10 protein-coding genes and 1 riboswitch are annotated in these 12,170 nt (G+C 70.0%); of the genes, 7 read left to right on the top strand and 3 right to left on the bottom strand.

From position 1 onward, the window contains the following. Nucleotides 1-79: 79 nt before the first annotated feature. Nucleotides 80-904 (top strand): class II glutamine amidotransferase, encoded by an 825-nt coding sequence (locus MKK82_RS07980; protein WP_238285125.1) that lies wholly within the window; start codon nucleotides 80-82, stop codon nucleotides 902-904. A 9-nt stretch (nucleotides 905-913) separates the two neighbouring features. Here MKK82_RS07980 and MKK82_RS07975 read toward each other — a convergent pair whose 3' ends face one another. Then, a complete protein-coding gene (locus MKK82_RS07975) occupies nucleotides 914-1,246 on the bottom strand; it encodes a hypothetical protein (RefSeq protein WP_243985225.1) in 333 nt (110 codons plus the stop codon). Nucleotides 1,247-1,568: 322 nt separating this feature from the next. After that, nucleotides 1,569-3,455, bottom strand: coding sequence for a phosphomethylpyrimidine synthase ThiC (thiC, locus tag MKK82_RS07970; protein ID WP_243985224.1), 1,887 nt, complete (start codon nucleotides 3,453-3,455; stop codon nucleotides 1,569-1,571). Nucleotides 3,456-3,526: 71 nt separating this feature from the next. After that, a riboswitch (TPP riboswitch) is annotated at nucleotides 3,527-3,632 on the bottom strand. 98 nt (nucleotides 3,633-3,730) lie between these two features. Here thiC and MKK82_RS07965 point away from each other — a divergent pair. From MKK82_RS07965 to MKK82_RS07955, 3 genes are all read left to right on the top strand, one after another. Continuing rightward, nucleotides 3,731-4,561, top strand: coding sequence for an alpha/beta hydrolase (locus MKK82_RS07965; protein ID WP_238285128.1), 831 nt, complete (start codon nucleotides 3,731-3,733; stop codon nucleotides 4,559-4,561). A gap of 25 nt (nucleotides 4,562-4,586) precedes the next feature. Continuing rightward, nucleotides 4,587-4,961 (top strand): HNH endonuclease, encoded by a 375-nt coding sequence (locus MKK82_RS07960; protein ID WP_238285130.1) that lies wholly within the window; start codon nucleotides 4,587-4,589, stop codon nucleotides 4,959-4,961. A gap of 123 nt (nucleotides 4,962-5,084) precedes the next feature. Next, a complete protein-coding gene (locus MKK82_RS07955) occupies nucleotides 5,085-6,155 on the top strand; it encodes an acyltransferase family protein (RefSeq protein ID WP_243985222.1) in 1,071 nt (356 codons plus the stop codon). A gap of 9 nt (nucleotides 6,156-6,164) precedes the next feature. On the opposite strand, the gene MKK82_RS07950 is transcribed toward MKK82_RS07955, so the two are convergent. Then, nucleotides 6,165-6,410: a pilus assembly protein PilZ gene (locus MKK82_RS07950; protein WP_238285132.1), complete on the bottom strand. Its 246-nt coding sequence runs from the start codon at nucleotides 6,408-6,410 to the stop codon at nucleotides 6,165-6,167. A 532-nt stretch (nucleotides 6,411-6,942) separates the two neighbouring features. Here MKK82_RS07950 and MKK82_RS07945 point away from each other — a divergent pair. The 3 genes from MKK82_RS07945 to MKK82_RS07935 all read left to right on the top strand — a co-directional run bounded on the left by MKK82_RS07945 (nucleotide 6,943) and on the right by MKK82_RS07935 (nucleotide 12,158). Continuing rightward, nucleotides 6,943-7,335, top strand: coding sequence for an ATP-dependent helicase (locus MKK82_RS07945; protein WP_238285133.1), 393 nt, complete (start codon nucleotides 6,943-6,945; stop codon nucleotides 7,333-7,335). 694 nt (nucleotides 7,336-8,029) lie between these two features. After that, nucleotides 8,030-10,204, top strand: coding sequence for a transglycosylase domain-containing protein (locus MKK82_RS07940; RefSeq protein WP_238285135.1), 2,175 nt, complete (start codon nucleotides 8,030-8,032; stop codon nucleotides 10,202-10,204). 403 nt (nucleotides 10,205-10,607) lie between these two features. Beyond that, nucleotides 10,608-12,158 carry a sensor domain-containing diguanylate cyclase gene (locus MKK82_RS07935; RefSeq protein ID WP_238285138.1) on the top strand — a complete coding sequence of 517 codons (1,551 nt, stop codon included), beginning with the start codon at nucleotides 10,608-10,610 and terminating at the stop codon, nucleotides 12,156-12,158. Nucleotides 12,159-12,170: the final 12 nt, after the last annotated feature.

The following is a 12,170-nucleotide window of genomic DNA, read 5'->3' as shown; positions in this document are numbered from 1 at the left end:
ATGCGGCGCTCAAGGTGCCGCGCTTTGCCCATGATCGTCCCGGATCAGACCCGGGACCGCCACCCGGAGAAGCCCGTCGATGTGCCGCTGGATCGCCTATGCGGGACGCACCATCCCGCTGGAGCACTACGTCACCGAGCCGTCCCACAGCCTCGTCTCGCAGAGCATCCAGGCGCTGGAATCGACCGCAGCCACGAACGGCGATGGATTCGGGCTGGGCTGGTACGGCGACCATCCCGAACCCGGCCGCTACCGCGAGGTTCAGCCCGCCTGGTCGGACGACAATCTGCGCTACCTGTGCCGCCACCTCCACTCGCACCTGTTCTTCGCGCATGTGCGCGCCGCCACGGGGACGTCGATCACCCGGCCGAACTGCCATCCGTTCGCGTGCGGGCCGTGGCTGTTCATGCACAACGGCTATATCGGCGACTGGAACCGTCTGCGTCGGCCGGTCGAGGCGATGATCCCGGATGAACTCTACCCGTCCCGCGCCGGGACGACGGATTCCGAGGCGATGTTCCTCGGGTTGCTCGGCTGCGGGCTGATGGGGAGCACGCCGCCTCGCGACCCGATGGAGGCGACGGCCCGTGCCCTGGCGCGGCTCACCGAACTGGCGGGCGAGCATCCGTTCCGGTTCACGGCCGCGCTCGCCGACGGGCGGGATCTCTACGCCTTCCGCTACGCGGCCAACGACAGGGCCAACTCCCTTTACTACCGCGCCTCGGAGGGGGGCGTGGTCATCGCGTCCGAGCCCTTGGATCGCGACCACGGGACGTGGACGCCCGTCGCGGAGAACAGCGTCGTGGTCGCGCGGCGGAACGCGCCGGTGGAGGTTCACTCACTGACCCGGTTCGGTCTCGGGCAAACCGGACCGGAGGCCGCCATCCGCCGGCTGCGGGCCTGAGGGCGCGGCTCAGGCCACCCGGGACAGACTGCCGGGCTGCGATCCGTGCGCGCCGCGCGCGGGATCGTAGGCGCGATTGCGCAGGGCCGTCTCGCTCGGCAACTGCTCCAGAACGGTGCCGGACGCGGGATCCATCACCTGGAAGACGATCGTGCTCGTGTCCAGGTCGCGGATGTAGCGCGCCTTGCTTCCGGTCGTTTCGATGTCGAGTTTCACCGCCGGCTCGAGCGGAGACGAGGCGGACTCGGGCGCCTCCTGCGTGACCGCGGGGGCGGCGGTCGCGCCGAGCGCGTCCAGGCCCAGCGGCCCCGGCGTCGGATTGGTGAGCGGGCGGATCTCCATGGCTGATCTCCTGCGATCCTATGATCGAAGGATTGAGCGGAGGGCCTGCCTAAGCGTTCCTTAAAGGGAACCGCTCGTCCACCGAATGCGGCGTCCGGTCCGGACACGCGATGAACATCCGGTTACCGGGCGTGAACAAAAGCCCGCTGTTATCCGCGCCGATCCATCAAGCGGGCTGCAAAGCGGAACCGTGGAGGCAGCCGCGCCCACGATGTCTCGCACGCCAGCGAATCCTGGGTTTCCGCCGGTCACGACGGCAGAGAGAGGGCCTCGGCGGCAGGTCTCGGGCCCGGATCCGCGAGGACCCGGGCCCGACGTCGTGTCACTCCGCGGCGTCGACGTAGAGCTTGCCGCCTTCGGCCAGGAACTCCTGCGACTTCGCCCGCATGCCGGCCTCGGCCTCGGCCTTGGACATCGCGGGCGACGCGCCCACGACCTCACCGGCCACCTCCATCGCCAGCACCTCGGCGCGGAGATCCTGCGTGATCTTCATCGAGCAGAATTTCGGACCGCACATCGAGCAGAAATGCGCGACCTTGTGGGCATCCTTCGGCAGCGTCTCGTCGTGGTAGCGGCGGGCCGTATCGGGATCGAGCCCGAGGTTGAACTGGTCCTCCCAGCGGAAGTCGAACCGGGCGCGGCTGAGCGCGTCGTCGCGCAGCTGCGCGGCGGGGTGGCCCTTGGCGAGGTCGGCGGCGTGGGCGGCGATCTTGTAGGTGATCACCCCGGTCTTCACGTCGTCCCGGTCGGGCAGGCCGAGATGCTCCTTCGGGGTGACGTAGCAGAGCATCGCGGTGCCGAACCAGCCGATCATGGCGGCGCCGATGCCCGACGTGATGTGGTCGTAGCCGGGGGCGATGTCGGTCGTCAGCGGGCCGAGGGTGTAGAACGGCGCCTCGCCGCACTCCTTCAGCTGCTTCTCCATGTTGACCTTGATCTTGTGCATCGGCACGTGGCCGGGGCCCTCGATCATCACCTGGCAACCCTTGTCCCAGGCGACCTTGGTCAGTTCGCCCAGCGTCTCCAACTCGCCGAACTGCGCGGCGTCGTTGGCATCGGCGATCGAGCCCGGCCGCAGGCCGTCGCCCAGCGAGAACGACACGTCGTAGGCGCGCATGATGTCGCAGATCTCGTCGAACCGCTCGTAGAGGAACGATTCCCGGTGCCCGGCGAGGCACCAGCGGGCCATGATCGAGCCGCCGCGCGAGACGATGCCGGTGACTCGCCGGGCGGTCAGAGGCACGTGGGCGAGGCGCACGCCGGCATGGATGGTGAAGTAGTCGATCCCCTGCTCGGCCTGCTCGATGAGCGTGTCCTTGAAGACTTCCCAGTCGAGCTTGAGCGGATCGCCGCCGACCTTCTCCAGCGCCTGGTAGATCGGCACCGTGCCGATCGGGACCGGGCTGTTGCGGATGATCCACGAGCGGATGTTGTGGATGTTGCGGCCGGTGGACAGGTCCATGACCGTGTCGGCGCCCCAGCGGATCGACCAGACCAGCTTCTCGACCTCTTCGGCCGCCGAGGAGGTGACGGCCGAGTTGCCGATGTTGGCGTTAATCTTGACCAGGAAGTTCCGGCCGATCGCCATCGGCTCCAGCTCGGTGTGGTTGATGTTGGCCGGGATGATCGCCCGGCCGCGGGCGATCTCGTCGCGGACGAAGTCGGGGGTGATGAAGGGCGGGACCGAGGCGCCGAAGCTTTGGCCGTCGGCGAGCACGGCCTCCGCGCCCTCCAGCATGGCCTCGCGGCAGGCGTTCTCGCGGTGGGCGACGTAGATCATCTCCTCGGTGATGATCCCGGCGCGGGCGAACTCGTACTGCGTGACCATCTGGCCGTCGGCAGCCTTGCGGATCGTGCGCTCGGCCGGGCAGGGCGCCACGAGCTTGTCGCCCGCGAAACCGTTATCCTCCGGCTTGACCGCCCGGGGCTCGACGGCCGCGTAGCCGCGTCCCGCGAGCCAGGCCTCGCGCACGCCAGGCAGGCCGGCGCTGAGGTCGACGCGCGCGTCGGTCTCCGTGTAGGGGCCCGACGGATCGTACACCCGGACCGGCGGCTCCTTCGGATCGGACAGGGCGATCTCGCGGTAGGGCACGCGGATATCCGGCCTGCCGGCGGGGCTCGCGTAGACTTTGCGCGATCCGGTGACCGGGCCGGTGGTCACGGCCTCGGGGCTGCCTTTCACGTCCTTCGGGAGAACGGGTGCGTTCATCGTGGGCCTCTCCTCGTTCTGGAGCGGTCCGGTCCACGCGATGGTTGAGATGAGAGCCGGCCGCGCGACGCGCGACCGCAGGTTCCCGTCCCTCCGCCGGTATGAGCCGGATCAGGTTCAAGGGTCAGGGCCACGTGCCCAATCTCAGCCCCCTGCGGGGCCCCCCTCGGAACGGTTCCAGACTCGGGCCCGGAGAAGCCTTTGTCAATGCAGGGCCCGAACCGTAGAGGACAGATCCGATACATCCGTCGCCCGGTCGCCGTCCCCTGCCCGATATGCGTCTCCTGATCGGCTTCGGCCTCGCGGTCCTCCTCCTCTACGGTGTGTCGCTGGCCGCGCTGGCGTTCAATCAGCGCCGCTTCCTCTACCCGGGCGCCTACCGGACGCCGGTGCTTCTACCCACGCCAGAGGGCGTCGCCCCGATCACCCTGATCACCGCGGACCGCGAGCGGTTGCATGCCCTCTGGCGGCCGCCGGCCCCGGGCCGCGGCGTCGTCGTGACCTTCCACGGCAACGGCTCACGCCCCGAACCGCACGCGGCCCGCTTCACCGGCGAACCCTGGGCGGCGGCCGGTTGGGGGGTTCTGGCACCGGCCTACCGGGGCTATCCGGGTTCGACCGGCCAGCCGAGCGAGGAGGGCCTGATCCGGGACGGTCTGGCGGCCGTCGCCGCCGCCGCGGAGCGCGCCCCGGGGGCGCCGATCCTGCTGCACGGCCATTCCCTGGGCGCCGCCGTGGCGATCGCCGTCGCCGAGCGCGTCCCGGCCCTCGGGCTTTACCTAGAGGCGCCCTTCGACTCGATGACCCACGTGGTGCGGCTGCATGCCCCGCTGGTCCCGGCCTGGCTCCTGCGCGACACCTATCGCTCCGATCGGCGCATCCGCGCCGGAACCGGCCCCGTCCTGATCGTCCAGGGCCGCGACGACGCGGTGGTCCCGGCCAAGCTCGCTCTGGCCCTCGCGCGTGCGGCGGGAGCCCGGGCACGGTTCGATCCGGTCGCGGGCGATCACGTGTCCATTCTGGGCGTCCGGGATCGAGAGGCCGAGGCGCTGTTCGGCGGGTCGGTCGGTCCGGTCCGCGTGCGCGCAAAGCAGGTGGTACCGTAGCGGCAGGAACGCGAGGAGGAGGCGGATGGTCGGCCGGCGCTCGCGGCGCTGGAGCGCCGATGATCCCGAAGCGATCGCGGCAGAGGCACGCGTCGATCCGATCTGCCCGCTCTGCGAGCGGCCGATCCCAGCGCGCGCCCGCTCCAGCCTCCATCACCTGACGCCGAAGCTGAAGGGGGGGACCCACGGTGGGACGGTACGGCTGCACCAGATCTGCCATTCCGCCATCCATGCGCGCTACAGCGAGGCCGAAATCGCCAAGCGTCTCGCCGACGTGGCGGCCCTGCGCATGGATCCTGAGATCACCCGGTTCCTCGCGTGGGTCCGGGGCAAGCCCGACGACTTCCATGCGGCAACACGCATGACGCGCGACCGGCGTGCGGCGAAGCGGCGAACCTGACGGCCTGCCCACCAAGCCGACCGCGTTTACCGGGTGTTGGGCACGTCCAGAGGTCGCCGGCCGCGCGGCGGGAACCCGTCAACCTTGTCGATGCAGGATGGTCCGGTCGCGGGGGCTGGATCGATGGGGCAGGCAGGTGGAACGGCGGGCCGGCTGGCCTGGGTCGATGTCGCGAAGGGCATCTGCATCCTGCTGGTCGTCATGATGCACTCGGTCATCGGCACCGGGGAGGCCATGGGCGGAGAGGGCTTCCTGCACCCTGTAGTCGCCTTCGCGAAGCCGTTCCGGATCCCGGATTTCTTCCTGCTGTCCGGCCTGTTCATGGGCCGCGTAATCGACCGGGACTGGCGGCTGTTCTCCGACCGCCGCGTCGTGCACTTCGCGTACTTCTACCTGCTCTGGCTCGTGATCCAGTCGGCCGCCCGGTACGGGAAAATCGCCGGCAACGACGGGTTTGCGGCATTCGCCGGGCACCTCGCGCATGCCCTGATCGAGCCCTATTCGAGCCTGTGGTTCATCTACCTGCTGGCGGTGTTCTCGGTGGTGACGAAGGCGCTCCGCCGCGTCCCCGCGGCGGTGCTGCTGGCCGGCGCGGCGCTGCTGCAGATCGCCGATCTCCGCAGCGACTCGACCCTCATCGAGGAATTCTGCGCCCGCTACGTCTACTTCGTCGCCGGCTACCTCTTCGCGGACCGCATCTTCGCGCTGGCGGACGCCGCCCGTGCCCGGGTCGGCCTCGCCCTCTGCGGCCTCGCCGCCTGGGCCACGGTGGAGGGCTGGCTCGCCCTCACGCCGTCGAGCCATCCGGCCTATCCGACGCTGGCGAGCCTGCCCCTGGTAAGCCTCGCCCTCGGCGCGGCGGGGGCCCTGGCCATCGTCGTCGGGGCGGCGCTGATCACCCGGGCGGGCGGTCCGATCGCGGAGGCGATCCGGGTCTGCGGCCAGCGCTCGATCGTGATCTATCTGGCCTTCTCGTTGCCGATGGCCGCGATGCGGGGATATCTCGTCGGCACCGGCGCGATCGCAGATGTTGGCTTGGCGAGCGTGACCGTCATGGCGGCAGCCGTGCTGCTTCCACTGATTCTGGAGCGGATGGTGCGCAACACGCCGCTCGCGCTGCTGTTCGTCCGCCCCGCCCGGTTCCGGCTGGCGGAACCGGGCGTGCGGGGGCGACCGGCACTGCAGGTGACCTGAGCCGGCGCGTCAGCCCTCGAAGGCGATGCCGATCCGGCGGTCCCGCCGCCACGCCACGGAAGCTAGCCGCGGATCGCTGTTCTCGGTCAGGCGCAGCGGGAAGCGATCGGGCACGGCTTGGTCCTCCGCCACCTCGATCTGGGCGCCCGTCTCGGTCGCGTCCCAGACGAGGCAGCCGACCTCGCCGCAGGCGAGCAGCAGCGTGCCGAACGTGAAGGCGTTCTTTCGGAAAGCGCCGCGGCGATTCTCCGTCATCAGCCCCTCCATCCATCGGATCCGCGAGCCCGCGGAGCCGGACCCGGCACGGCGGGACGATGCCGGATGGCGGTTAACAGGCTGAATACCGCCTCTGAATTGCCTGCGGGTTTCGAGATCAATAATCGCCCGGTTCGCCGCGCCGGCCACAACCGGACGGTCCGTAGTCTTCTGCGTTCGGTCGGTGCGCGAACCTCACGGCGACTGGAGCTTCGGCCACGGTTCGTGCCGACGTCGCGCTCCCGCATGCGGCCCGCTCGATGCGGCGTATGGCGCCGGCAGGTGCGCGGTGGGGGCGGTGCGATCGGGCCCTCTCCCTCGTCGAGGCGCCGAGGGCTGCGCCAACCGGTCCACGCTCGTTCGAGAATCCCCCTGGCTCGTCGCGGCGCGGCCGCATAATCGGGTTGACGGCTTCCGGCCGAGCGCCTCGCTCGCTATGGCGTCCCATCGGCCTGCCGGGTGCCGGCGATGCTGCGACGATCATCGGACCCGCCGCGGGATCACCGGAGATCGGCGCTCTGAGGAGACCTTCATGAGGGACGCGTCCGCGCAGGAGCTCTTGCTGCTCAGCGCCCTGCAGGAATGCCGGATCCAGCTGGACGCCGCGCGCATGGACCAGGCGCGCCGCGACGCCGTCCGTGGCGACCTGGAGGACGCGCTCCGGCGGGAAGCGGCCTTGAAGGACGAGCTCGTACGGGAGCGGGAGCGGACGGAGGCGGTCCGATTGGTCCTGCGGGCGTTCGCGGCCAGCGTCGGCCGGTTCGGATTGCGCCGCCGCCTGTTCCTGTCGCGGATCGCCCGCCTCGGCCGGGAGACGCCGGATGCCGGTCCGCAAGCCGCCCGGCATCAGGTGTTGCTCGAGGAAGCCCGGCATGTCCTCGGGGCCCCGCTACCGGCGGAGGCGGCGCCGGAGAGCCGACGCTGACGCGCTCCAGGGTGGCGACGCGGGACCTTCCGCGGAGCTTCACCACCGCTGCCGAAGGGGTGGTGTCGACCGAGGCGCTGGGGTCGCTCGCGAAGATTCACACCGGGCGCTGGCTGCACGATCCGCTCCGGTGCGGTGTCACCCATCCATCGACGTTCAGCCGAACCTTCCGTCGGCGGTCGGCATCTCGGCGCGCGAGCGCAAGCCTCCCCGCCGAGGGGACCCGCTCCGACGGCCCTGAACGCCGTCTCCGGATACCGAGGGATGTCAGATGCCGTCTGCGCGGAGGCCGTCGCGACGAGCCGGTGCCGCTGAGGCGGCGGAGCGGCCGCTGTCGGACTGCGCAACCGATCCTGCCAGCGGCGATACCGGGCTGGAAGCGGTAGCCGGCGCGACATCCGCTCCCGACCGATGCGGCCTGACGGCGAACCGACCTCCTCCCGGTCCGGCGGTCGGCTCAGGATCTGGCTGAGCCCCGGTACCGCCTGGGTCGCCGGTAGCCTTAACCGAATGGCCACCCTTCTCCCCCACCGTTACCGCGCTGCGGTCACAAACGGATTCGAAAGGGTGGGCCGGCGGTGCTGACCCACGGGTCATTTCCGTCCGCAGCGCGAAACCGCCGCATTTGACGTGCGGAAACCGTTCCGCACCGCAGAAGAGACGGGCCGGTTCGGATCATTCGAAGACGGGATGCATGGCCAAGGGTCGAGGCAGGATTGAGCCGAACTTCGACGTGCCCGAAGGGCGCGCGCGGGATCGCGGCGAACTCGATCTGCGCCTGTCCCGCGACGACCGTCCCGGGACAGGAGACCGCGTGGCGAAGCGATCGGGCGGGACATCGCGCCAGCCGACCAAGGCGACAGGCCGCTCGAAAGCGCCGGGCCGCGGCCGGCGTCGCCGCTCCTGGCTCGGCCGGCTCACCTACGCGACCGTGGTGCTCGGCCTCTGGGGCGTCATCGGGCTGGCCGGTCTGATCGCGTATCACGCCTCCCAGTTGCCGCCGATCGACCAGCTCGCGGTGCCGAAGCGTCCGCCCAACATCGCCATCCTGGCGAGCGACGGCTCGCTGCTCGCCAACCGCGGCGAGACCGGCGGCCGGGTGGTCTCGATCAAGGAGCTTCCGCCCTACCTGCCGCGGGCCTTCGTGGCGATCGAGGACCGGCGGTTCTACCAGCATTTCGGTGTCGACCCGGTCGGTATCCTGCGGGCCATCGGCCAGAACCTGACCCGGCGCGGAGTCGCGCAGGGCGGTTCGACCCTCACCCAGCAGCTCGCCAAGAACCTCTTCCTGACGCCGGAGCGCTCCGCATCGCGCAAGATCCAGGAGGCGATCCTCGCCCTCTGGCTGGAGCACAAATACTCCAAGGACGAGATCCTCGAACTCTACCTGAACCGCGTCTATTTCGGTGCCGGCGCCTACGGCGTCGAGGCCGCGGCGCAGCGCTACTTCGGCAAGCCCGCCAAGGAGGTCAGCCTCGCGCAGGCCGCGATGCTCGGAGGTCTCGTGCAGGCGCCCTCGCGGCTCGCGCCGAACCGCAACCTTCCGGCCGCCCAGGCGCGCGCTGCCCAGGTTCTCGCCGCCATGCAGGAACTCGCCTTCGTCCCCGCGCAGGACGTGAAGGTGGCGCTCGCCCAGCCGGCGAGACCCGCCAACGCCCGCGGCGGCGGCTCGGCCAACTACGTCGCCGACCTCGTGATGGACGTGCTCGACGATTACGTCGGCAAGTTCGACACTGACATCACCGTCCAGACGACCGTCGATACGGGGATGCAGGCGCTGGCCGAGAAGGCGCTCACCGACGAACTCAACGCCAAGGGCGCGCGCTTCAACGTGAGCCAGGGCGCCGTGGTCTCCATGCGACCCGACGGCGCGATCCGCGCGCTGATCGGCGGCCGCGACTACGCGCAGAGTCAGTTCAACCGCGCCACCACGGCGAAGCGGCAGCCCGGCTCCTCGTTCAAGCCCTTCGTCTACCTGGCCGCGGTGGAGCGCGGCGCGACCCCCGATTCCGTGCGGGAGGATGCCCCGATCCGGATCGGCAACTGGGCGCCGGAGAACTATTCCCACCGCTACGAGGGCGCGGTCACGCTCCGGACGGCGCTGGCGCAGTCCCTCAACACCGTGGCGGTGCGGCTCGGCCAGGAAGTCGGCCCGAAGGCCGTAGTCCAGACCGCGCAGAAGCTCGGCATCACCTCGCCGCTCCAGGCCAACGGCTCGATCGCGCTGGGCACCTCCGAGGTGACGCTGCTGGAGATGGTCGGCGCCTACGGGGCCTTCGCCAACGGCGGCACCGGCGTGATCCCGTACGTTGTCACGGCGGTGAAGGGTCAGGACGGCAAGGTACTCTACAAGCGGGCCGACAGCGGGCTGGGCCGGGTGATGAGCGCCGATGCCGACGGCATGATGAACGCGATGATGCACGAGACCTTCGTGTCGGGTACCGGCAAGAAGGCCGACATCCCGGGCTGGGACCTCGCGGGCAAGAGCGGCACCACCCAGGATTATCGCGACGCGTGGTTCATCGGCTTCTCGGGCAGTCTCGTGACCGGCGTGTGGCTCGGCAACGACGATGGCGAGCTGACCAAGAAGGTGTCGGGCGGCAACCTGCCCGCCGAGATCTGGAAGACCTACATGACGCAGGCCCTGAAGGGGCAAGCGCCGGTTCCGCTTCCGGGGCTCAACCGCTGGCGCAGGGCGCCGGAAACCACCGCCTCCGTGGCGAGCGCCGCTCCGCCGTCGCCGGCCGGGATCCTAGGCCAGATCTTCGGTGACCAGGAAGCGCCGGCGCCGCGTCAGGCCGCGCCGACGCGCCGGGCGCAGAAGGACGACCGCAACTTCATCGAGAAGCTGTTCGGGATCGGGGACTGAGTTCCTTCGTCTAAGCCGCCGGGTCGGTTCGAGTGGCTCGTCACGGCTGCATCAACATCTGGTCCGCGAGGCGGGTCAGCGCGTTCTCGATCTCGGCGAGTCCCGGCCTCGGGCTTCGCGTTGCCGGCTCCGATGCCGTCACTTGGCCTATCGCGGCTGTCGGGCGGCAATTCGGAACCGGGGTAAGTCGCGGAAGACGTGGGTCGAATTGCCTTCTCGACCGCTCGCGGCGTCGATGGGCCAACGGCCGTATACGGTATGCGCTGATAGGATTAAGCGCTTTATCAGTGCGAAGATCGCCGCATAACGCCTTCTTCAATATTGGAAGCCCAAGATCGGTGCCGATCAGTGATCCGGCGGCCGCGCATCCGCGTGCCACCGCAGCCGTCCCGACCAGATCTTCATGGCCCTGCGATCGACCGCCATAGCGATCCGCGCGCATCTCGCGGATCGCGCCACGCGCCTGATCGCGGCCGCCGGGGCGAGCCTGCTGGTCTGCCTGACCCTGCTCGGCGCCTACCTCTGCGCCGACCTGCGCGGGACTGCCTGGCACAACGCTCGCCGCGATGCCGGGAACCTGCTGTCGATCATCGAGGAGGGCGTGGGACACAGCGTCCGGAACTACGATCGGGCCATGCGCGAGGCCGCTCGTCTGGCGATGCGGCCGGACGTGGTGGCGCTCGAGCCCGGGCTCCGGCGCCTCGCCTTGTTCGACGTGGCCGCCGCGGGATCGGGCCTCGGGCCGATGGCCGTCACCGACGCGACCGGTCACGTGGTCATGACGAGCGATCCGAACCAGAAGAATCGTCCCGACCTGAGCGACCTGCCGGAATTCGCGGCCGCACAGGCCGCGCCGCAGGCAGGGCTGATCCTGACCGGGCCGACCCGCTCCCGTCTGACGGGACAGGCGATCATCCGCTTGACCCGCCGGATCGAGACCCCGGACGGTGCCTTCGCGGGCATCGTGACCGGCGCGATCGTCCTGGAGCACTTCCAGGCGCTGTTCGACCGCCTGCGCTTCGAAGCCGGGCTCACCATCAATGTTTTCCATCAGGACGGAACGCTGCTGATGCGCGCGCCGGCGCGACCGGAGGCACTCGGCCGAAACATCGCCTCGAGCGCGGGCTACCAGATTTACCGCGCCCAGGCGCGCGGCGACTTCCTGGGGCGCTCCAGTCTCGATGGGGAGGCGCGGCTCTACGTCTTCTCGAATCTCGATCAATTGCCGCTGATCGTGACCGTGGCCACGAGCCTCGACAGCATCCGGGCGCTCTGGGTCTACAAGGCCGCGATCATCGCCATTCTGATCCTGTGCCTCAATGTCCTGACATTGGGGCTGACCGTGCTGCTCCACCGGGAAGTCGGGCGGCGCGCCGCCGCGGAGGCGGATACGCGGGAGACCAATGCCGCGCTCACGGTCCTGGCCCGGACCGATGGTCTGACCGGCCTGCCGAACCGCCGCAGCTACGACGAGCGCGTTGCGTCGGAGTGGAGGCGAGCCGCGCAACTCGGTGTCCCGCTGGCCCTGCTGATCGTCGATGCGGACCACTTCAAGCAGTTCAACGACTGGTTCGGTCACCAGCGCGGCGACGATGTTCTGCGCGCAGTCGCCGAGTGCCTGCGCCGGACGCATTCCTCCGGCGGCCTCAGCTTCAGGATCGGTGGTGAGGAGTTCGTGGTGCTCCTGCCCGCGCTCGACGCGACGGCCGCCAGCGACGTAGCCGAGCGCGTTCGTCGATCCGTCGTGAACCTTCAGATCGCGCATGCGCCGGAGGTCGGAAGCGTCGCGACGGTCAGCATCGGGGTCGCCAGCGCCGAGCCCGGAACGGGCGGCACGCCCGATGCCCTGTTCGTGGCGGCGGATGCCGCGCTCTATGCCGCCAAGAAGGCCGGTCGCAACAGGGTCCGAACGGCGCCCCGGTCCGGGGCGCCCGCGCTCCAGCGGCGCGCCTGAGACCGGGCAGGA

Origin of the sequence: Methylobacterium sp. E-046 (assembly GCF_022829625.1) — a bacterium.
GTDB classification, from domain to species: domain Bacteria; phylum Pseudomonadota; class Alphaproteobacteria; order Rhizobiales; family Beijerinckiaceae; genus Methylobacterium; species Methylobacterium longum.
The sequence above is the reverse complement of the archived record's forward strand: the minus strand, read 5'-3'. Positions and strand labels throughout refer to the sequence as shown.